Source organism: Blastopirellula sp. SH421 (assembly GCF_057808535.1).
This window is the reverse complement of record NZ_CM173712.1, coordinates 3045414-3063928: the sequence shown is the minus strand read 5'-3', so window position 1 is coordinate 3063928 and position 18515 is coordinate 3045414. Positions and strand designations below refer to the sequence as shown.

Genomic DNA, 18515 nt, shown 5'->3' with positions numbered 1-18515 from the left:
GAAACCAAAATGCGAAATCTCATTTCCGTTATCATCTGCGCTCTCTCCGGTCTATGGCTCATGAAGCCGGCGCCGAGTGAAGTCGAATCCGCCACCGCCCCAGCCTGCATCTGCATCGACTGCAGCGCCGGCAAGTGCGACCCGAATTGCCCGTGTGGTGGGTGCAAGGTCACGCCAGTGTCGACCGGCTGGGAAGGCGAGCGTCTGCAATACTTCGGCGCCACCTGGTGCACTTACTGCCCAGAGGCGCACGCGATCGCGAAACAACTACAAGCAAGCGGGATGAGTGTTTACCTCGACGACTATGACCAGCGCAGTGACCTAGTCCGCGCGTTTAAACCGGGCAACACGCTGCCTGTCTTGCTTGTTTTATACGACGGCAAAGAAGTCGAGCGGCATGTGGGCGTTGGTGAGATCAGAGCCTATGCGGCGTCCAAGGGCGTTTCGCTTCCTGCTGCTCAGCCCGCCATGCGATCACCAAGCACGCCGGTCTATCGCTCGCAGCGGTCGGGCTGGTTTCGCGGGCGAAGTGCTTGTGGGCCGGGAGGGTGTGGGTAGTGAACCGACTCGACATCTTCGACCGCAACGCCGCCGCGATAGTAGACCGCAAGGTCCGCTGGTCATCGGTCGCTGATCGGCCGTTACGTAACAAGCTGACCAACGTGTTGATTGATCGATTCCCAATGCGGGAAACTGACCGCAACGCCGCGCGTGAAAAGCTGCTCAACAACCTATCGGTCAAGCGGTTCGTGCGTAACGAGTTCGGCTTTATCTGGCAACTGCTTGCATGGGCGCTCGTCAAAGTCATTGTCGAGATCCTAGTTGATTATTGGTTTTCGGCGGAAGTGCAAGGGGCTGGGGAATGAACGACTTGTTTTGGTGGTCACTCATCTGGGCTTCTGGCGTCGGCGCTGTTGCGACATCACGACTCGTTGCGCTGATCTCTCAGGCCGGTGGACTATCCAACGACGTCTGGATCAAGCTAGCCGATAGCGTCCCTTCGCTTGTGATTTTCGCCGTGATCTTTTTTACATGCTGTGGGCTGTGCGCGTTGCTGATTCGCTTTGGTTATGTCGCACTCAAGGAGGGACTGAAAGCCTTCTACTCGTTTATCGAGGCGATTAATGCCAACACGACAGCGACGACGCGCGTTGCGGATGAGATGCGGACGGTTTGCAAGGCTGGGGAGGCACGCTGTCACAACTTTAAGCAGGATGAATAAATGAAAGAGATGATTTTTGCGGGCATTTGCATCACTGCATTATGCCTGGGGTTGGCGTGCAGAAACGATTCAACGCCGACTGTCGACACAGCGGAAGAACATGTTGAGATCGAACCGCTAACCGAGTTTGAATTCACAACCATGCAAGAGATCATCAAGCTTGATCGGCGTGTTCGGGCATTAGAAGAGAAGTCGCAATGACCATGATTGACAAGGTTGGTTTTGTGATGTCACGCAATATGGTTCGATCGTGTCAGACTTGCAGGTGAGACTATGAGCCCAGAAATGCGAGTTGCAATAGTTTCCGTGCTGGTCGCCATGCCTTTTTTCGCGATGGGCATTTGGTGCTTTTTCATGTGGGTCAAGGTCGATGCGATTCAACGATTGCTGCTAAGAGAACGAGAGACCGAATCGAGAACTGCTCACTCATGCCGCAGAACCCTTGACAATGTGAGTAATGCAAAAGAGGCGGTGCGTAACCTGCAAGGCGTTGCTGGATCGAGAAGAAACAACCAGAAGGCAGCGGAGGTCATTCGGAAATGCTCGCAACCCTCCTAATCCTAGCCGCCTGCGTTATGGGACTAGCTCTATGGTGCTGGCGACTGCATAGCGAACTCGGACTAATGGCGGACGCGTTGCGAATTTCGATCCGCAATAGCAACTACATGAAGGAGTGGATTCGCGCACTCGAAGACGGCAAAGGCGGCCCGATGACGATGGAAGAATGGGCGGAATCGCAATGGGAATGGAGGGAGCGATGATGTTGATTGCCTTGCTTTTACTTTGCGCCTGCCCCATAGACCACGCAACAATCGACCGCGTTGACCTAATCGAGATCAACCACCTACACGACGCCGAAGGTCGTCACGTATTCACGCAAGCGATCTTTTACGACTGGTCGCAACGAGATGCACGGTTCAACGTTCGGGCGTGGCGACTAATCAAAGCGACATCACAACTACCGCAGCGTGATTGGAGACGAGATTACTTCGTGACTCGGTTTCGTGATGTGGATGTGTTTCGAGAGGTATCGGCTGGGCGAGTGTGGGAGAGCTGGACGGGGTTTGATCCAGAGGTTTCAGAGCGGGAAGTTTTGCCGGTTGAGTTTCGATGGGAGTTGAGCAACTAATGCCGGGCGGAAGCGTAAAGCCAGTAATCGTTGGTCGGATGACAAATACAGCCGCACAAACAAACTTGGGCGGCGAAGATGTTGTCATGCAATTTGACACCGCCAACATAGCGGTAGGGATAACAGCAGACACGACCAATAATCGGTTCGTTGCTTTGAAGCCGGGATATTACCGTGTTTATGCGTCCGCACTGACGAACATCGCAAACCGTGTTGACCTTTCGTTTGCAGTCAACGGAACGGAAATCGATGGCTCAAAGTCTCGCGTTTCAACTGCCGTGGATGTGTCGTCTCAAGATGTCGTGTATTTGGATACCAGCGATTACGTAGAGGCCTGGTTGTCTACTGCGGCTGGCTCTGGGAGTACAGTTGCGGCGGCGAATCTACAGGCCGTATTCACTATCGAGAGGGTTGGATAATGGCAGCTACGCCTTTTTACTTCAACGGAACTCCAGGTGGTGATTGCTCGCTAATCTGCTACGGACCCACAGGTGAAGTGCTCGACGTCACAGGCACACCAGCACTCGTTACGTTCGTTGATGCGGACATCGCGGATTACACCAAGGCAATGACTGAGCTAGGTACAGCGTCAGGCAAGTTTTACGCGAGTGTTGATCTGCCCGATATAGTGGGCGAGCGCGGTTTTTGGCACGTCGCTTTTTACGACAAAGCGGCGCCGACCCTAGCAGATATCCCGGCCGATACCGATGATTTCAACACGATCGTTTTCGACCATATCGAAAATGACGTAGCCGCCAACTTGGTAGATAACGCGATACGACCGGCGACGATTCAAGATGCGGCTTTCACGGCTGCCAAGTTTGCATCTGGGGCAATCACCTCTTCTAAGTTCGCCACTGGCGCGATTGACAACAATGCCATTGCTTCCAACGCGGTAACGGAGATCCAGGACGGATTAGCGACTTCTTCGGCGGTGAGCACGCTGCAAAGCACCGCCAATGACATCCTGACCGATACTGGCACGACAATTCCAGGCCTATTATCCGCGATCGATACAGTAGTAGACGCAATCAAAGCGGTCATTGACAACCTGCCCGATAGCGGAGCACTGACGAGCCTAGCCAAGGCCACCAAGCTACTCAAATACGTCCAACTAATGTGCCGCAAGGACGACAGCCTGGAAACGACTTGGCTCACGACGGAACTGGACGAAATCAACCAGGACTATGGCTCTGGAGCGGGCGCTTATTCAAGCATTGATGATTCTCAGCAAGGAATGCGTGATTACATCGTGCCAGTTGCGGTTAGCGTTTACTCGACTGAATCGCTTTCGTCGTCGATCTTTGCGGCGGTCGATGCGACTATCCCGGCATTGATTGGTGACATTCCAACGGTCTCTGAATTCAACGCACGGACCAAGCCAACCGCTGACTATTTCGACTGGTCAACCGATCAAGTGATTGTAGCGACCAATAACGACAAGACTGGCTATTCGATCAGTGGGACGAAAACGACGCTCGATGCACTCAACGATTTGAGTCAAGCGAATGTGCGAACGGCGGTTGGCCTAGCTTCTGCGGATCTCGACACGCAACTAGCTGCATTGCCAACCGCTACCGAAAACTCGACACAGTTGCAGTCAGACATTGCAACCGAGTTGGGATATATCGATGCTGCCATTAGCTCTCGACTGGCGACTGGCGCTGATGGAGACACGGGAGAAACCCTAAGCGATCAGATTGACGCAGTTTCGACCGCAGTGGGTGCGATCCCAACGAGTAATCCCAGCGCCTCCGCGATTGCCGACGAGGTCCGTGTTGAGTTGGCGACCGAGCTTGCCAGAATCGATGTAGCGACCAGCACACGAGCGAGCCAAGCCAGCGTCGACGGACTTAACGACCTGTCCGCTAGTGACGTTGCGGGCGAGCTTGCCACTTACGACGCACCCACCAAAACAGAGATGGATGCCGCTTTCGCTGCCCTGAATGATCTCGATTCTACCGAGGTTCAGACGGCTGCCGCTGCTGCTTTGACTGCGTATGATCCACCGACGCGAACCGAGGCTACCAGTGATAAAGACGCGATCATTGCAGATATTGCCGCGCTAAATGACTACGATGGCAGCGATACAAGCGGGGTGACTGCCTTGCTTTCGCGACTGACTGACCCTCGCGCTGGCTACCTCGATAATCTTTCAGCCGGTGCTGTGGCGCTAGAGGCAACTGCCGATTCGATCGAAGCCAAGGTTGACGCGGTTGACCTGGTGGTTGACGCCAATGCGGTTATTCTGGCCAAACTTGATGACACGCTGGAACTTGACAGCACTGTTTACCGATTCAGCGCCAACGCACTCGAAGAAGCTCCGACTGGAAGTGGTGGTGGCGGGGATGCGACTGAGGCTAAACAGGATGCGATTATTGCGGCCATTGGTACACCTGTGGTTACGATCGCGGACGATATTGCTAGCCGGGCTAGTCAATCGAGCGTTGATGCGCTGAACGACGTGTCGACGACTGATTTGGCCACTGCGCTGACGAACTATGATTCCCCGACGAGAGCGGAGTTGACGACGGACATTAATTCGGTGTTGTCGGCGATTGGTGATCTCGAGAACCTGTCTGCTGCTCAGGTGAACGCTCAGGTTGATATCGCGCTGGTTGATTACGATGGGCCGACTAAGGCTGAACAGGATGCGGCGTTTGCTGCTCTTCAGTCGCATGGCGATGGTGAGTGGTCAACGGCTGTGCTGACTGGACTGGCGACTGCTACGAATGTGACCGATGCACGCGATGCAATCTTGGCTGAGGGGGCGAATTGGGAAACGGCTGATGTTAGCGGGATTGCGCTGACCAGTGATGTCACTTCTGCACAAGCAGCGATTATTGCTCATGGCGATATCAATTGGCCGACTGCAATCGGATTTAGCACGCTCGATGAAGCAGGTGTTCGCGCAGCACTCGGTGTTTCGGCCGCTAACCTTGATTCACAGATTGCCACTCTGCCCACCGCAGCCGAGAACGCAGGCGAAGTTTGGTCAACTCTGATCGAATCGGGCGATACCGACATTGACGCTATGCAGTCGCTGCAAATCATGTTGGCCATCTTGGCTGGTGAAAGCAGCGGAGCAAATACAGATATCGAGGTCTATAAAGCTGGTGGAGATGGCGCGACGACTCGCGTTATCTCGAATGCTGATGAACTTGGAAACAGAACTTCAATCACCCTATCTATCTAGGAAAACAATGAGCACTTCACAGATTTTGCAAGCGGAAATGAGCATCCGAAACGCCAAGTTGCAGGTTTCGATTCGCAAGCAGCAGTTGGCCAACCTGCCCGAAGAAGCGGCGGTTGCTGAGTTGACCTACATGGCGGCGGTGGCTCGCGTCAAAGAGCGCACGGCGCAGATGTCGGCACAGGTCGAAGCGGATGAAAAGGCGATTGCTGAGGCTGAGGCCAAGCTGGAATTGTTGAAGAATCCGCCACAGGAAGGCTAAGCGTTGGTCACTTCCACGAAACGACTGTTTAGATCGCGGCTGTTTGGTGGGCGGGTTTTTGCGCCGCGGGTGTTTCGTGGACCGTTGGCTGTTATTGATGTTGAGAAAGGCCCGTTTTGCTTTGTTGCCAATCAACAGTATTTCGCTGGTCAAGATGCTGGGGTTCAGTTTATGTGCGGGATTGAATCAGAGCAGGTTTTTCAAGCTGGTTTCATAGCTGCACAGGCTTACGTTCCAGCCATCGAAGCCGCTCAAGCGTATCAGCCAAAAGCGGAAGAAACGCAGGAATTTAAACCCGGCTTTGTCGCCGCCCAAGGAGCATGTAAATGAGCGTGGGACTAATTGATGTGACGACTAATGAGGACTGTGGTTTTTGGGCATTGGGCCGCGCAAATGCGAACAATGACGGCCTTCCGTTTCAACAGGCGGATGTTTTGTCGATCTCTTACACGGTACATAAGGATGGCGAACAGACAACAGAAGCTACTCCATTGACAGTTGCCGATGTGGTGCTGGATTCACTCGTCACCAATGATGCGCGATGGGACTACGTCACTGATGCCGGTGGCTACAACTTTATCTGGGACGCGCCTGATAGCCTGTTTCCTAACCCGGGAACGTACAATGTCGTCATCACGTTTACGCCTGTGAGCGGCAACAAATCGAAGCTGAAGTATCGGGTCAATGTTGAAGGGGATTTGAGTTCATGATTAAGCAAGTCGGCGAACTCTTTGGAATGCCAATCTACCGTGAAGATGATGGACCTCTAAAGGTCACCTTGAACATATCAACCGATGAGGCATGTGTTACCTACATTGCAGGCCGCATTAAAGATGGAGCCATTCCAATTGACGAGATCCGCGTAATGGAAGGCGTTTCAGGTGACCCGTAAGCGAGCCTGCCCACAATGCGGCTATGCACACAGTGAGGCAAAGTGTCCCCGATGCGTGAAGCGATACGACACGACAGAGCGTAACCAAGATGCAGCGAAGTTCTATCACTCGAAGCAATGGCGATCACTGAGGGCGGCGTGTGGGCAGCGAGACAAGTACATCTGTCGAGCATGTGGAAAACCAGCGGGTAAGTCGTTCCATGCTGACCATGTGATTGATAGAGAGAAGGGCGGAAGTGATGAGCTTGAGAACTTGCAATGCTTATGCATGGCTTGTCATTCGAGGAAGACGATGGTTGATATGCGAACTGTCTCAGGTTGAGATGGTTGACATGCGAACCAATCCAGTGGGGGGAGGGGTGGGTCGAATCATCGGAGGGGTGCGGCCTTGCACCGCGTGTTAAGCGCGCACGTTTTTTGGCGAAATTCGATAGGGGGGTCATAGGAGCTAGGCATCATGACACGCGGCAGGCCACCAAAAACGACGGCAGAGCACCACGAGGACGGCACGTTTCGCGCTGATCGGCATTCCGGTCGTCTCGATGACGCGGTTGATTCTGGGCTACCTACGCCGCCTTTCAAGCTAACCGACAACGAGCGGTGGGCATGGAATCTGGCGTGCAATAACTTGCCGCCGGCCGCGATTGCGGAGATGGATTCACTCGCACTCTATGGCCTCGTAAAGTTTTACGGCCGTTGGTTGAAGCTCATGGACTACGCCGAGGCGAACCCTGACGATTTACAGGGGGCGGCGATGGCGATAGGCGCTTGGAAGCAAGTAAGCCAAATGCTTGGTCGATTCGGGATGACGCCGGCGGATCGTGCGAAGATCAAATTCGGCCCAGGTGGAGACGAGGAAGATTCATTCGAAGAAAGCCTGAATGGTTAAGCACGCGTTAGCCCAGATTTACATTGACGCCCAGCGGGAAGGGTGGGCGCAGTACATTCGCCAAGGCCCAGGCCAAGAGGCGGACGAACGCGCGATGCTGAATGGTTGCCGCATCGACATGACCGCGGCGAATCGCTGGGTTAATCTCTATGAAAAAGGGCTCTCGAAGCCTGACGGATCACCGTTTGAGCTAATGGACTGGCAGCGCAATGAGGTTGTAATTCCGCTATTCGGCTGGAAGCGTGGCAACGGCAGTCGACGCTTTCGCAAGGGAGCTATCTGGACGGGAAAGAAGAATGGCAAGACAACGACGATCGCTGGACTGGTCAACGGGTTTCTCTACGAGTCGCCGCCGAATTCGCACCTGTACGCGACCGCCTACAGTCGTGAGCAAGCGAAGACCCTATACGACCAGACGGCCGCCATCACGCGCGAGTCGCGACTGAAGAAGTTTTTCAAGATCAACGAATCACACTACGTCATCAAGTACCCCAAGAAGCACAGCTCTTTTAAGGTGGTTGCCGGCGAAATGGGCGCGCATGGCCTAGACGGTCTGATTGCCCAACTTGCCATCATTGACGAAATCCACGAACACAAAACACGCGCCGTGTTTGATCGCTTCGACCACTCGATTGCGGCATCACCTGACGGCATGGTCCTTTCGATTTCGACGGTAGGCGTTGAAGACCGCAAGTTGATTTGGTGGGAACAATACGATTATTCGCGACGGATTCTCGAAGGAACCATCTACGACGATTCTTTTTTCGTCTATCTCGCCCAAGCGGATCCGGCTTGCATCACAAACGAAGAAATGCGGCGTGACCCCGAGCAATGGAAGAAGGCAAATCCGTCGCTAGGTATCACGATCAGCCTTGACGATTTCCGCGATGCGCTGCAGCAGGCCGAAAATTCGCCGGCCAAAATGAACAACTTCCTGCGCCGGCGCCTAAATATCCCGACTGCCCAACTGGATAAGTGCGTCAACATCATCGCCTGGAAAGCGTGTCATCTCGAAGATTTCCCCGACCTAGCCAATCGCCCCTGTTTTGGCGGACTCGATCTCGCCAGCGTCGAAGACCTAACCGCCTGGATTCTTTACTTCCCTCCCACTGACGACGACCCACTCGGCTACATCCTCAGTCGCTTCTGGTGCCCCGAGGAAAAGATGCGGGAGCGAGAGGCGAATCAGATGGTGCAATACGTCCAGTGGCGCAACAGCGGCGATCTGACAGTGACGCCCGGCAAGGTTGTCAGCTATAAGCAAATCATGAGCGATATCAAGGAAGACTTGGCGGCTTACCGGATCCAGTCAGTCGGCTACGACAAGTGGAACGCCGAAATGTTTGTGCAGGATCTAGAGCAGCACGTCGATTGCGTGGCAATCTCGCAGTCTCTCCAGGGCATGACGATCGGGACCAAGGCGTATTTGACCGCGATTGAGAAAGAGTTGGTCCGCCACAACGGCAACGAAGTCTTGACCTGGTGCAACGAGAACGCGGCGGCAGATAAAAGAAGCGGCGAGGACTACATCAAGTTCTCGAAAAAGGACTCTGCTGATAAGATAGACGGTGCAGTTGCAGCTGCAATGGCGTTTCATCTGGCAGAGATGACGGAACCGGCTGGAATCTCAGTTTACAACATGGAAGGCGGGGGAATCCTATGAGCGTGTGGTCAAACATCACAGCGCCGTTTCGGTCATTGTCAAGTTCATGGGGCGGCGGCAGGCCGGGGCCGACAGCGCCATTCTGGTACAACATTGGCTGGCTCGGGTTTCCGACTCCCTCAGGCGTGAAGGTCAATGAAGAATCGGCGATGACCTACTCGGCAGCCTTTGCCTGCACTCGCCTTTTGTCAACTTCCGCGGCGTGCCTCCCATTGGCGCTCAAGCGACCGCGCGAGGACGGCGGCAACGAGGATGCGCGTCAGCATCCAGCGTACAAGCTTCTGCATCGTCGGCCAAATCCACTCATGTCGTCCGTCATGTTTCGCCTATATGGAATGGCGCAGCAGATCAACTACGGCAACTTTTACGCCGAGATTAGTCGCAGCCCACTGACCGGCGAGCCCGTGGCGATCTATCCGATTCATGCTTCGCGGGTCACTTACAAGATTCTTGAAAGCGGTTCCGTCGAATACAAGGTCTCAATGGAGAAGCAAGAGCCGTTCTATTTCTACAACCGCAACGACGAAGCGGAACCGCGGGAGATTCTGCACATCCCATCGACCTACATGCGAGAGGATGGCATCGGCGGTTATGGCGTGGTGGAGTTCGCCCGCAAGACGCTTGGCTTTGCGATTGCAACGGAGGATTATGGGGCCAGCTTATTCCGTAATGGATGCCGCCCGCAAACTGTCGTCAAAATGAACGGTACGAAGCTAGACGAAAACCAATACAAAGAGTTTCGTCGACGGTGGCAAGAAGCGTATGGTGGTGCAGAAAATGGCGGAAAAACTGTTGTGCTCGACGGAACAATGGAGCTTCAGCAATTCGGCCTTAAGAATGACGACGCCCAGTTTTTGGAAACTAGGCAGTTCAACATTGAAGACGTTGCCCGCTGGTATGGTGTCCCTCCGCATCTTATCCAGCACCTCTTGCGTTCGACCTATAGCAATATTGAAACGCAGTCGATTGAGTACGTGATTTACTCCTTGATTCCGTGGCTACGGCTGTGGGAGGAAACACTGGAGCAAACACTCGTCAGTGAGTTCGATCTCGATAACGGCTATCAGGTCAAGTACAACACCAACGGACTACTGCGCGGCGATACGGTGGCCAGAACGGCCTATTATCGCGAGATGAGAAACATTGGCGCTATGAGCGTGAACGAAATCCGCATCCTTGAAGACATGAACCCAATCGGGCCCGATGGCGATAAGTACGTGATTCAGGTCAATATGACCACGCTAGAACGAATTGGGGAAGAGCCGGCCCAGCCAGAGCCTGCACCGCCGGCGAATGGCCCTGCTCATAATGAGGCATCGCCCGACAACCAACAGTCCCGCCAAGCGGCAGCGCTTAGCGTTTTGTCGGACGCATTGAAGCGGATGTGGACCAAGGAGGCGAACGCGGCTAAGCGTGCAGCGGCCGAGCCGTCGCAATTCCTTGACTGGATGGAGAAGTTCTACGGGAATCACCTGTCAGTGATGCGCGAGGCGCTAAGTCCCTACGGCCATGTTGCAGCCGTGAACGGGTTGCCGCCGGCCTCGGCAACGCTATTTATCGCCGAATCAAAGAAGCGACTGGAGTCAATTTACGACACTACCCCAGTCGAAACATTCACAGCCAAGGTATCACAAGAAGTTGAATCTTGGACCGCGGCAAGAATCACGGAAGCCACCGAAAGCTTAAAGGAGCCCAAATATGCTGGATCAAACTAGAAGCATTCTACAGGAGTTATCGAACTGCGGGCCTCTCATGATTGCGATGCACGGCATTGACCGTTTTTTCGGCGCCGAGGTAGAGCGGCTGCAAAAAGGGCGAGTTCCCCGGGTGAATGGCGCCGTGGCTATTATTCCTGTCCAGGGTTCGATTACCTATTTCGATAGCTGGCACGGCGTTAATATCCGCCGAGCTGTCGAAGCGATTCGGGCCGCGAAGCAGGAAAAGCGGATTCGCGGGATCGTGCTGGATATCGACAGTCCCGGTGGTCTAGCCTATGGTACGCAAGAGGCGGCCAACGAGCTATTCGAGCTTCGCGACAGCAAGCCGATGATTGCTCACGCGAACCCGATGATGGCTTCCGCCGCGCTTTACTTTGGCGCGGCTGCTGACAAGGTTTACGCCACGCCGAGCGGCAATGTTGGAAGCATTGGCACGATAATGATGCACATCAGTATTGCCAAGGCTTTGGATATGGAGGGGGGCGAAGTGACATTTATCAGTGCTGGACGCAACAAAGCGGAGGGCAATCGTTTTCAGCCGCTCGGCGCCGATACGAAAGCCTACTGGCAATCCGAAGTTGACGAAATCAATAGTCACTTCGTAGGCGACTTGGCGAAGTTTCGCAGCGTTGCGAAATCCGTTTCTGGCGGTGAAAGCTGGGGGGAAGGTCGCACGCTTACGGCAGCCAGAGCCGAGGCGGTCGGTATGATCGATGGCGTAATGACCACGGCGCAGTTGTTTGCCAAGATTGGCGCCGAACAGCCTAGCTCGCGCGGCCGGAGCAACGACGCAGCCATGACTGAATATCTCCAGTCAGCCTGGAGTGATGGTGCAAAAGTCTCAATGGAAGACATGGCCAAGCAGGACGCCGATGCGGTAGCTGCCTGGGAGTGGCGAAAAAAGAGCAGAGTTAATATTGACAATTAGTCGTACCTGCATAAGAATACCACGTAACAACTAATTCAAGGGGAGAGCCGTTGCTCGAACCTTTTCTATGGTTAGCGCCGTTGCGCGACCGGCTTTGGAAAACAATTTCCTAAGCTGAGGGTCGCGCACGCGTCTTTCGCTAACAGATCCTCAGCGCTATTGAGGATCGCACGATGAAAGAAAAGCTGGAGCAGTTGAAGGCGCTGAATGCCCGACTGGAAGAGTTGGTGAAGGCCCAAAAAGAGGGCTGGTCCGACGACGAACGAACCGAGTTCCAAGAGAAAACATCCCAGGCTGATGCCCTGGAGGCCGACATCAAGGCCGCCAAAGAGCAGCAGGCTGAAGATGAAAAGCTTGCTCGTCAACAAGCGGAACGCAGTAAGCGACTCAACGGCACGCCGGCGCCGAAGACTCGCCAAGGCGGTGGTCATGACAAGCCGCATGCGATCGGAGAAGTCCACGAAAACTTCCTTGACGACCCGAAAAAGGGGTTCAAGAGTCACGCCGACTTCTTGCAGCAGGTCCAAGACTCGCACAAGCTTGGCGACTTTACGAGCGACAACCTGAAGGCGATGGCCGCTGGCTCGGATGAGCATGGAGCTTATAGCGACCCCCGCGGCGGATTCTTGATTCCCAAAGGATTAATGCGGGACGTCAAGACGATCGGCGCCGAAATGGACCCGACCAAGGGCATGGTTACGTCGATTCCGATCGAAGGCGAATCGGTCGATATCCCCTATCGAGTCGACAAGAACCACTCCTCGACCGTCACCGGCGGCATCGACGTTTACTGGACTGCGGAAACTCAGGCGCCGGCGGCGACTCGAACCGAGTTCAACAAGATGACCTTCAAGAAGCACGAGCTTGTCGGCCTGACCTACGCCACTCGCAAGTTACTGAAATACTCGATGCCTGCGTTTTCGGCGATCGTTTCCCAGAGCTTTGGCGAAGCATTCGACAGCAAGATCATTGACGCCAAAATGACTGGGTCTGGTCTAGGCAAGCCGATGGGGATTTTGAATTCTCCCTGCCTCGTTACGGTCGCGGCCGAAGGCGGTCAATCGGCTGACACGATTCTCGGCTTGAATCTCGTCAACATGCGGTCGCGATGCTGGATGTACAGCCGCGCCGTCTGGATGCTCAACGCGGACTGCTATCCGCAAGTCTCTGCTGCTCACCGTGCGATGACGAATACCGATATCCCGCTATTCACGCCCGGCAATGGCATCGACGTTCCCGACACGATCCTCGGCCGCCCGGCTTACTTCATTGAGCATTGCCAGACCATCGGCAATCTCGGTGACGTCGTACTGGGTGTCTGGCAGGAATACTACGTCGGCGGCGATGAGAGCTACCAGGAAGAAAGCTCGATTCACGTTCGCTTTGAGAACAGTGAAGAGACGTTCAAGTTCTACAAAGAAGTTGCTGGGATGCCGGCATGGGAAACCGTGTTGACGCCGAAAAACAGCAGCTTGACCCAATCCCCGTTCGTGGCGCTCGCCGCCCGTTAATAGGAGCTTTCGACCGTGAAAGTTGAATTCATTCGCGATACGACCGAGTACGAATGGGCAACGTTAATTCCGAAAGGAACCGTGCAGGACTTGCCCGAAGATCAGGTACAGCGCTGGGAACGGCGCGGAGCCATCAAGGTTTTGGAAACCAAAACTTCCCCAAAGAAGGAGGGCTAACCAATGGCCTCTGCTGTCGCTACCAATCACCTCCGCTGCAATATGGCGGTTCGCAATTACGACTTTGACCCCGACGCCACCACAGCGACCGACGTTGCGTGGGTTGACCTGCGGGACTACGAGTCCTTCATGGTCGGCTTCACTCGCACTGTCGGCACTGGCAACCTGACCGGCTTCAAGATCATCGCCAACGCGGCCTCGGATGGCAGCGGGACCGACTACGAAATCAAGGCTTATTCTGGCAGTGAGCCGAACGCCTTGATGGATCAAGTCTGGCTCGAATGCTCTGCGGCGGAAATCGCTGATATCGGCGACGCGGCCGGAGTGGAGCTTCGCTATGTTTCGGCCAACGTCCAAGCGGGCACCGGAACCGACGAAGCGGTGATTACCTACGTTCGCGCAGATCCACGATTCGCCAAGGACGGCTTGACCGCCGACATCGTCGCCTAAAGCCATGCCGCAAGCGTTCCAAGCAACCGCCGCCACGCTCGATCTGTTCACCTTCCAGGACTTGCAGGATCACTCCCGCTTCCTGGAAGAGGCAGACAAGACCGACGCTTTGAAAAAGGCGAAGGCGGCGGCGGCCTATGTGGAGAACGTGACTCGGCGTGCATTGTTAACCAGCACCTGGCGAATGAAGTACGACTACTTCCCCGGGTGCTTTCATCTCGATCGGCCGCCGTGGCAAAGCGTGACGTCAATCACCTATGTCGACACGGCCGGCGACACGCAAACGCTTGCCGCGGATCAATACCGAGTCGATACCGATATCGGGCTGATAACGCCAGCCTATGGCGTGATTTGGCCAACGACGCAAAGTGTTCAAGGCGCTGTGACGGTCACATTCGTCAGCGGTTGGACCGCAGCGGCGCTAGTCCCGGCTGATCTCAAGCAAGCAGTGTTACTGCGGTTTGGGATCGATTGGGAGGACCGCGAAGGTGGCGATCGGCAGATGCGTGATGCGAACGAGTTATCGATTGCGGCGCTGGTTGGTCCGTTTTGGTTTCCAGGATACGGGTAAATGCAAGCGGGGAAGTTGCGACATCGCGTGACGATTCAGCAAGCCACAGACGGCAGAGATGCGGTTGGCGGCGCAACGCTGACATGGTCGGCGATCAAGCAGAACTACCCTGTTGCGATCATCCCCTTGAGTGGTCGAGAGGCAGAGTTCGCCAGTCGAGTTTCAGCCAATGTCAGTCATCGAATTGAGGGGCGATATACGCCTGGAATCACGCCCAAGATGCGGATCGTGAAAGGTGATCGAACTTTCAATATCGAAGCGGTTTTGAATATTGGTGAGCGGAATCGGGAGTTGCACTTTTTTTGCAAAGAAGTGGCGGATGACTAGAGGTAAGTCACGCCCGCGTAAAGTTCGGCTCGTTATTACAGGCGTTGCGGAACTTGACCGGATGCTGGAGAAGCTTACGCCGAAAGTCGCTGGGAATGTGACTCGAAAAGCGCTGAGAGCTGCTGCGAAAGTCGTGCAAATCAAAGCAAAGGAACTGGCACCTGTTGATACCGGCGATCTTCGCGACTCGATCAAAGTTCGAGCACTAAAGCGAAGCAGGAAACGAAACAATATCGGCGTACAGGTCACAACAGACGCTCGTGGGTTTTACCAAGGACAAACCTTTTACGGCGCTTTCATTGAATTCGGAACCCGAAAGATGCCAGCACGACCATTCCTCCGGCCCGCATCACAGCAGTCGAAGGAAGAGGCCCGCTCAAAGTTTCGTGAAGTAATGAAAGAAGAACTGAGAAAAGAAATCCAAAAGGCGAAAAGTGGCGTTTGAAACTGGCTTGAAAACTTACCTCGATTCCAAGGCCCCGATTACTAATCTCGTCGGCGCGCGGATTTATTGCCAGACAGCGCCACAGGGAGTCGCCAAGCCATTTCTCACCTACCAGCTAATCAGCAGCACCACCGAGCACCACATGCGAGCTGCGGCAAACTTGCGGCGATCGACCTATCAGCTTGATTGCTACGACTCTTCACCGGCCGGCGTTAAGTCGCTGGAAGACGCCGTTCGCCAATCGCTTGATGGATACCGCGGTGCGATGGGGAGTGAAGTTGTCCAGATGTGCCACCTCGTTGGCGTTCGCGACCTCCCAGTTGGCCCGCAAGACGCAGAAGAGCAGGGCCTGAAACGCGTCAGTATAGATTTTGATATCGCCTACGTCGAAGACGTACCTACTTTTTCCTAGGAACAAATCATGGCTGACAATGGAACCGGCGCCACGATCGTCTTTACGACGTCTTCATTCGCCGCCGAAATTACCAATATCTCGTTTGATGGGATCACTCGCCCGTCCATCGACACTTCGCATATGTCGTCAACGGAAAGAACCTTCATTCCCGGCGATCTAGTCGACCACGGCACGCTGCAGGTTGATATCAATTTTGACCCTGACGAACAACCGCCAATCGGTGGAGCTGCCGAGACGGTGACAATAACCTTCTCGACTGGCGCCACCGCAGCCGGGACCGCTTTCTGCACCGACTGGAGCGCCGCAGTTCCACTAGAAGATAAGATGACCGCCAGCTTCACCTTGAAGTGGTCGGAAGATGTCACCTGGACCAACGCCGCCTAAGAAAGACACTATGAACGCTGAACAGTTACGCGATCTATTACGGCTCGCCGAGATCCCAAAAAAGACGGTTCCGATTCCTCAACTCAACGCCGAGTTTGTCGTCTACGGATTGTCGTCCGGAGAGCGGGTTGACATCTCGTCGAAATACCAAGGTGATCGAGCCAAGCTGCAAGCGATGCTGCTGGCTGCCAGTGTGCGAGACGAGAGCGGGGAGCTGGTTGATCCGACCGGAGAACTGTTTCGATCTACATGGGCTCCGATTATCGAGCCACTCGCTGAAGCAGCTTTCGCTTTAACCTATCTCGATAAAGCCGAATCCAAGGAACTGGAAAAAAACTCGTAGAGGGCAGCGACCAATGGCTGCTCTTTTTCCTCAGCGTCAATGTATTTCATCGCCCTGTGTCGGAGCTTCGACGGACCATGATGGCCAGAGAACTAGACGAATACCGGGCCTATTTCAATGTTGAAGCAATCCCAGATCCGTGGCTACACACTGGGCAAATCTGCACAGCCATCTATCGCAGCCAGGGCTCCAAGACCGCGAAGCCTTCCAATTTCCGGCCGAACATGAAAAAGCCGCAGAGGGTGCAATCGATGGAGGCGGCAGTCAAAGCGAGTATTCATGCAGTCAGGGCAAAAGCCAAGGTGAAGCATGGCCGTAATTGATCGACTTAGCGTTATCGTTGATGCAACAACTCGGCAGTTCGAAGCCGGCATGGGGCGTGTTCGTCGCGAATTGGCTTCGATCGATCGCTTTGCGTCTGGCGCTCTTGCTCGACTTGGCGATGGGACACTTTTCACCGCAGGAGTAATCGGCGCAGGTGCGTTAACAACAGGGCTGATTGCGCTCAATAACCACCTAGTAAAGACAGGTGAAGAAATCGACGCCACGGCGAAGACTGCTCGCAAGCTAGGGAGCACATTCGACGAGATCAGCAACATCCGCTTTGCCGCCGACCTAGAAGGCGTAACCGGGATCGATAAATCGCTAGAAAAGTTTACGAACAATGTCGGTGAAGCCGCGGAGGGAACTGGCGAAGCTCGCAACGCACTGGCCGAACTCGGTGTCTCTGCTGAGGGCCTAAAAAACCTAAGCCTAACTGAGCAGCTTGAGGCTATTGCGATTGGGTTTGAGAAAGTAACCGACCGAACTGATCGCGTGCGGCTTGCCTATGACTTGTTTGGCCGCTCTGGCGTCGACATGTTGCAACTTCTCGATGGCGGATCTGAAAAGATACGCATGCTGACCAATGAATCTGAATCCCTTCGTGGCACGCTAACAGACACAAGCGGAATCGAGAAATACAACGACAACCTGCGCCGAATGCAGGAAATTGTTTCTGGGATTACAAACAGTTTTGTTGAGGCCAGGGCGGCGCAAATTGATTTCTTCATCACAAATCGACAGGATGTTGTCGATTGGCTTGAAGGCCTACTTCCTGACACTTTAGTTAGTGGCATTGCCAAGGATGCCTCCTTTCTTTTCGACATGATTGACGCCACCGAAAAGATGAAGAAGACGCTAGCCCCTCTCACAACTACTAGCGACAAAGTTTTGAATGCGGTCAGCAATCCCTTGCTCGAGCAAGCGAAAGTAGCCACTAAAGATCTCGATAAGCTGATTGAGAAGCTAGATTCCGACGTCTCCAAGGTCGGAGGTATGGATCCAGACTCCCAGAGGATTCTAGAGCTTTCACAAGGAGGCGCGTCCGAAGAAGCGGTCAAGAGTGCGCAGATGCTTGTCCAGAAGCGAGAAGAGCTAATTACGCAACAGGAGCGTCTAAACAAGATGGAGGCCAAGGCGGCGCAGATTAAAGAGCAGTCGCTTACCAGTGAAGAAAAGCTGATTCGCGATGTCGAGCAACTGACAGCACTGGAAGCTGATCGGCATGTTACCGCAGTCGAGGCGAGCCGCGTTGAGCGGGAATTACTTGACGCGTTTACCAAAGAAAAAGGCAAGGATCTAGCTAAGCAGATCGACCGATTCTCGCAGCTCGCATCATCGCCGCGAGGCTCGCTATCTGCATCAACCGAGGGAAGCTCGGCTGCATTTGACGCGATTGATCGAAATCGCAATGGCCAGATTGCGGCGCGCGAGGTCAAGCAACAGACGGACCTGCAAAAGAAGATACTGGCCCAAGCGCAGCAACTGGTTATTCAAGGCAAAAACCAAGCCCAGACAAAGACAGTCAGTTTTTGATCTGGTCAACAGCCAGGACGCCGAAGGATGCAAGTCCTGCTGCTGCGGTAAACACAGATGAAGAAATCAGAATGGAGCTTAAGGAGTGATCGGAAGATCCAAGCGAGAAGAGAAATAGAACCGCAGTAACTGCGGCGCC

The 18515-nt window shown here is 54.3% G+C and carries 28 protein-coding genes; all 28 read left to right on the top strand.

The features are described from left to right. The first annotated feature begins 9 nt into the window (after positions 1-9). The 28 genes from SH421x_RS12670 to SH421x_RS12535 all read left to right on the top strand — a co-directional run bounded on the left by SH421x_RS12670 (position 10) and on the right by SH421x_RS12535 (position 18376). A complete protein-coding gene (locus SH421x_RS12670; RefSeq protein WP_488856041.1) occupies positions 10-558 on the top strand; it encodes a thioredoxin family protein in 549 nt (182 codons plus the stop codon). Beyond that, positions 558-866: a hypothetical protein gene (locus SH421x_RS12665; protein WP_488856040.1), complete on the top strand. Its 309-nt coding sequence runs from the start codon at positions 558-560 to the stop codon at positions 864-866. Before SH421x_RS12670 ends, SH421x_RS12665 begins: the two co-directional genes overlap by 1 nt. Further along, positions 863-1222 (top strand): hypothetical protein, encoded by a 360-nt coding sequence (locus SH421x_RS12660; protein WP_488856039.1) that lies wholly within the window; start codon positions 863-865, stop codon positions 1220-1222. The genes SH421x_RS12665 and SH421x_RS12660 overlap by 4 nt, the downstream gene beginning before the upstream one ends. After that, positions 1223-1423 carry a hypothetical protein gene (locus tag SH421x_RS12655; RefSeq protein ID WP_488856038.1) on the top strand — a complete coding sequence of 67 codons (201 nt, stop codon included), beginning with the start codon at positions 1223-1225 and terminating at the stop codon, positions 1421-1423. A 338-nt stretch (positions 1424-1761) separates the two neighbouring features. Next, complete coding sequence (locus tag SH421x_RS12650) at positions 1762-1983, top strand: hypothetical protein (RefSeq protein ID WP_488856036.1); 222 nt, start codon at positions 1762-1764, stop codon at positions 1981-1983. Continuing rightward, on the top strand, positions 1980-2351 hold the full coding sequence (locus SH421x_RS12645) for a hypothetical protein (protein ID WP_488856035.1): 372 nt from the start codon (positions 1980-1982) through the stop codon (positions 2349-2351). Before SH421x_RS12650 ends, SH421x_RS12645 begins: the two co-directional genes overlap by 4 nt. Beyond that, a complete protein-coding gene (locus SH421x_RS12640; protein ID WP_488856033.1) occupies positions 2333-2770 on the top strand; it encodes a hypothetical protein in 438 nt (145 codons plus the stop codon). The genes SH421x_RS12645 and SH421x_RS12640 overlap by 19 nt, the downstream gene beginning before the upstream one ends. Next, complete coding sequence (locus SH421x_RS12635; protein WP_488856032.1) at positions 2770-5547, top strand: hypothetical protein; 2778 nt, start codon at positions 2770-2772, stop codon at positions 5545-5547. The genes SH421x_RS12640 and SH421x_RS12635 overlap by 1 nt, the downstream gene beginning before the upstream one ends. Before the next feature lie 7 nt (positions 5548-5554). Beyond that, entirely contained in the window at positions 5555-5806 is a 252-nt protein-coding gene (locus SH421x_RS12630) for a hypothetical protein (protein WP_488856031.1), read from the top strand. 3 nt (positions 5807-5809) lie between these two features. After that, on the top strand, positions 5810-6136 hold the full coding sequence (locus tag SH421x_RS12625) for a hypothetical protein (RefSeq protein WP_488856029.1): 327 nt from the start codon (positions 5810-5812) through the stop codon (positions 6134-6136). After that, a complete protein-coding gene (locus tag SH421x_RS12620) occupies positions 6133-6516 on the top strand; it encodes a hypothetical protein (protein ID WP_488856028.1) in 384 nt (127 codons plus the stop codon). Before SH421x_RS12625 ends, SH421x_RS12620 begins: the two co-directional genes overlap by 4 nt. Continuing rightward, a complete protein-coding gene (locus SH421x_RS12615) occupies positions 6513-6698 on the top strand; it encodes a hypothetical protein (protein WP_488856027.1) in 186 nt (61 codons plus the stop codon). The genes SH421x_RS12620 and SH421x_RS12615 overlap by 4 nt, the downstream gene beginning before the upstream one ends. Beyond that, entirely contained in the window at positions 6688-7020 is a 333-nt protein-coding gene (locus SH421x_RS12610) for an HNH endonuclease (RefSeq protein ID WP_488856026.1), read from the top strand. The genes SH421x_RS12615 and SH421x_RS12610 overlap by 11 nt, the downstream gene beginning before the upstream one ends. Before the next feature lie 135 nt (positions 7021-7155). Continuing rightward, positions 7156-7587, top strand: coding sequence for a hypothetical protein (locus tag SH421x_RS12605; RefSeq protein ID WP_488856025.1), 432 nt, complete (start codon positions 7156-7158; stop codon positions 7585-7587). After that, a complete protein-coding gene (locus tag SH421x_RS12600) occupies positions 7580-9250 on the top strand; it encodes a terminase large subunit (RefSeq protein ID WP_488856024.1) in 1671 nt (556 codons plus the stop codon). The genes SH421x_RS12605 and SH421x_RS12600 overlap by 8 nt, the downstream gene beginning before the upstream one ends. Then, positions 9247-10965: a phage portal protein gene (locus tag SH421x_RS12595; RefSeq protein WP_488856023.1), complete on the top strand. Its 1719-nt coding sequence runs from the start codon at positions 9247-9249 to the stop codon at positions 10963-10965. The genes SH421x_RS12600 and SH421x_RS12595 overlap by 4 nt, the downstream gene beginning before the upstream one ends. Then, positions 10949-11896: a S49 family peptidase gene (locus tag SH421x_RS12590; RefSeq protein ID WP_488856022.1), complete on the top strand. Its 948-nt coding sequence runs from the start codon at positions 10949-10951 to the stop codon at positions 11894-11896. The genes SH421x_RS12595 and SH421x_RS12590 overlap by 17 nt, the downstream gene beginning before the upstream one ends. 173 nt (positions 11897-12069) lie before the next feature. Then, positions 12070-13407, top strand: coding sequence for a phage major capsid protein (locus SH421x_RS12585; RefSeq protein ID WP_488856021.1), 1338 nt, complete (start codon positions 12070-12072; stop codon positions 13405-13407). Between the two features lie 15 nt (positions 13408-13422). Beyond that, the gene (locus SH421x_RS12580; RefSeq protein ID WP_488856019.1) at positions 13423-13584 is read left to right on the top strand and encodes a hypothetical protein; all 162 of its coding nucleotides are present in this window, start codon (positions 13423-13425) and stop codon (positions 13582-13584) included. Positions 13585-13587: 3 nt separating this feature from the next. After that, on the top strand, positions 13588-14034 hold the full coding sequence (locus SH421x_RS12575) for a hypothetical protein (RefSeq protein ID WP_488856017.1): 447 nt from the start codon (positions 13588-13590) through the stop codon (positions 14032-14034). Positions 14035-14038: 4 nt separating this feature from the next. After that, positions 14039-14605, top strand: a complete 567-nt coding sequence (locus SH421x_RS12570; RefSeq protein ID WP_488856016.1) for a head-tail connector protein — start codon at positions 14039-14041, stop codon at positions 14603-14605. After that, on the top strand, positions 14606-14932 hold the full coding sequence (locus SH421x_RS12565) for a phage head closure protein (RefSeq protein ID WP_488856015.1): 327 nt from the start codon (positions 14606-14608) through the stop codon (positions 14930-14932). Further along, positions 14925-15377: an HK97-gp10 family putative phage morphogenesis protein gene (locus SH421x_RS12560; RefSeq protein WP_488856014.1), complete on the top strand. Its 453-nt coding sequence runs from the start codon at positions 14925-14927 to the stop codon at positions 15375-15377. The genes SH421x_RS12565 and SH421x_RS12560 overlap by 8 nt, the downstream gene beginning before the upstream one ends. Further along, entirely contained in the window at positions 15367-15789 is a 423-nt protein-coding gene (gene gp17 / locus SH421x_RS12555; RefSeq protein ID WP_488856013.1) for a tail completion protein gp17, read from the top strand. The genes SH421x_RS12560 and gp17 overlap by 11 nt, the downstream gene beginning before the upstream one ends. 9 nt (positions 15790-15798) lie before the next feature. Next, a complete protein-coding gene (locus SH421x_RS12550) occupies positions 15799-16176 on the top strand; it encodes a phage tail protein (RefSeq protein WP_488856012.1) in 378 nt (125 codons plus the stop codon). A gap of 10 nt (positions 16177-16186) precedes the next feature. Next, on the top strand, positions 16187-16519 hold the full coding sequence (locus SH421x_RS12545) for a hypothetical protein (RefSeq protein ID WP_488856010.1): 333 nt from the start codon (positions 16187-16189) through the stop codon (positions 16517-16519). A gap of 77 nt (positions 16520-16596) precedes the next feature. Continuing rightward, positions 16597-16842: a phage tail assembly protein T gene (locus tag SH421x_RS12540; RefSeq protein ID WP_488856008.1), complete on the top strand. Its 246-nt coding sequence runs from the start codon at positions 16597-16599 to the stop codon at positions 16840-16842. Then, positions 16829-18376, top strand: coding sequence for a hypothetical protein (locus SH421x_RS12535; protein ID WP_488856007.1), 1548 nt, complete (start codon positions 16829-16831; stop codon positions 18374-18376). Before SH421x_RS12540 ends, SH421x_RS12535 begins: the two co-directional genes overlap by 14 nt. Positions 18377-18515: the final 139 nt, after the last annotated feature.

Bases quoted from the DNA above. Each gene is read 5' to 3' on its own strand.
- SH421x_RS12635 (WP_488856032.1), top strand. From the start codon at position 2,770: ATGGCAGCTACGCCTTTTTACTTCAACGGAACTCCAGGTGGTGATTGC.
- SH421x_RS12535 (WP_488856007.1), top strand. From the start codon at position 16,829: ATGGCCGTAATTGATCGACTTAGCGTTATCGTTGATGCAACAACTCGG.
- SH421x_RS12640 (WP_488856033.1), top strand. From the start codon at position 2,333: ATGGGAGTTGAGCAACTAATGCCGGGCGGAAGCGTAAAGCCAGTAATC.
- SH421x_RS12585 (WP_488856021.1), top strand. From the start codon at position 12,070: ATGAAAGAAAAGCTGGAGCAGTTGAAGGCGCTGAATGCCCGACTGGAA.
- SH421x_RS12615 (WP_488856027.1), top strand. From the start codon at position 6,513: ATGATTAAGCAAGTCGGCGAACTCTTTGGAATGCCAATCTACCGTGAA.
- SH421x_RS12540 (WP_488856008.1), top strand. From the start codon at position 16,597: ATGATGGCCAGAGAACTAGACGAATACCGGGCCTATTTCAATGTTGAA.
- SH421x_RS12545 (WP_488856010.1), top strand. From the start codon at position 16,187: ATGAACGCTGAACAGTTACGCGATCTATTACGGCTCGCCGAGATCCCA.
- SH421x_RS12565 (WP_488856015.1), top strand. From the start codon at position 14,606: ATGCAAGCGGGGAAGTTGCGACATCGCGTGACGATTCAGCAAGCCACA.
- SH421x_RS12620 (WP_488856028.1), top strand. From the start codon at position 6,133: ATGAGCGTGGGACTAATTGATGTGACGACTAATGAGGACTGTGGTTTT.
- SH421x_RS12600 (WP_488856024.1), top strand. From the start codon at position 7,580: ATGGTTAAGCACGCGTTAGCCCAGATTTACATTGACGCCCAGCGGGAA.
- SH421x_RS12650 (WP_488856036.1), top strand. From the start codon at position 1,762: ATGCTCGCAACCCTCCTAATCCTAGCCGCCTGCGTTATGGGACTAGCT.
- SH421x_RS12550 (WP_488856012.1), top strand. From the start codon at position 15,799: ATGGCTGACAATGGAACCGGCGCCACGATCGTCTTTACGACGTCTTCA.
- SH421x_RS12655 (WP_488856038.1), top strand. From the start codon at position 1,223: ATGAAAGAGATGATTTTTGCGGGCATTTGCATCACTGCATTATGCCTG.
- SH421x_RS12590 (WP_488856022.1), top strand. From the start codon at position 10,949: ATGCTGGATCAAACTAGAAGCATTCTACAGGAGTTATCGAACTGCGGG.
- SH421x_RS12605 (WP_488856025.1), top strand. From the start codon at position 7,156: ATGACACGCGGCAGGCCACCAAAAACGACGGCAGAGCACCACGAGGAC.
- SH421x_RS12660 (WP_488856039.1), top strand. From the start codon at position 863: ATGAACGACTTGTTTTGGTGGTCACTCATCTGGGCTTCTGGCGTCGGC.
- SH421x_RS12645 (WP_488856035.1), top strand. From the start codon at position 1,980: ATGATGTTGATTGCCTTGCTTTTACTTTGCGCCTGCCCCATAGACCAC.
- SH421x_RS12570 (WP_488856016.1), top strand. From the start codon at position 14,039: ATGCCGCAAGCGTTCCAAGCAACCGCCGCCACGCTCGATCTGTTCACC.
- SH421x_RS12575 (WP_488856017.1), top strand. From the start codon at position 13,588: ATGGCCTCTGCTGTCGCTACCAATCACCTCCGCTGCAATATGGCGGTT.
- SH421x_RS12630 (WP_488856031.1), top strand. From the start codon at position 5,555: ATGAGCACTTCACAGATTTTGCAAGCGGAAATGAGCATCCGAAACGCC.
- SH421x_RS12670 (WP_488856041.1), top strand. From the start codon at position 10: ATGCGAAATCTCATTTCCGTTATCATCTGCGCTCTCTCCGGTCTATGG.
- SH421x_RS12560 (WP_488856014.1), top strand. From the start codon at position 14,925: ATGACTAGAGGTAAGTCACGCCCGCGTAAAGTTCGGCTCGTTATTACA.
- SH421x_RS12595 (WP_488856023.1), top strand. From the start codon at position 9,247: ATGAGCGTGTGGTCAAACATCACAGCGCCGTTTCGGTCATTGTCAAGT.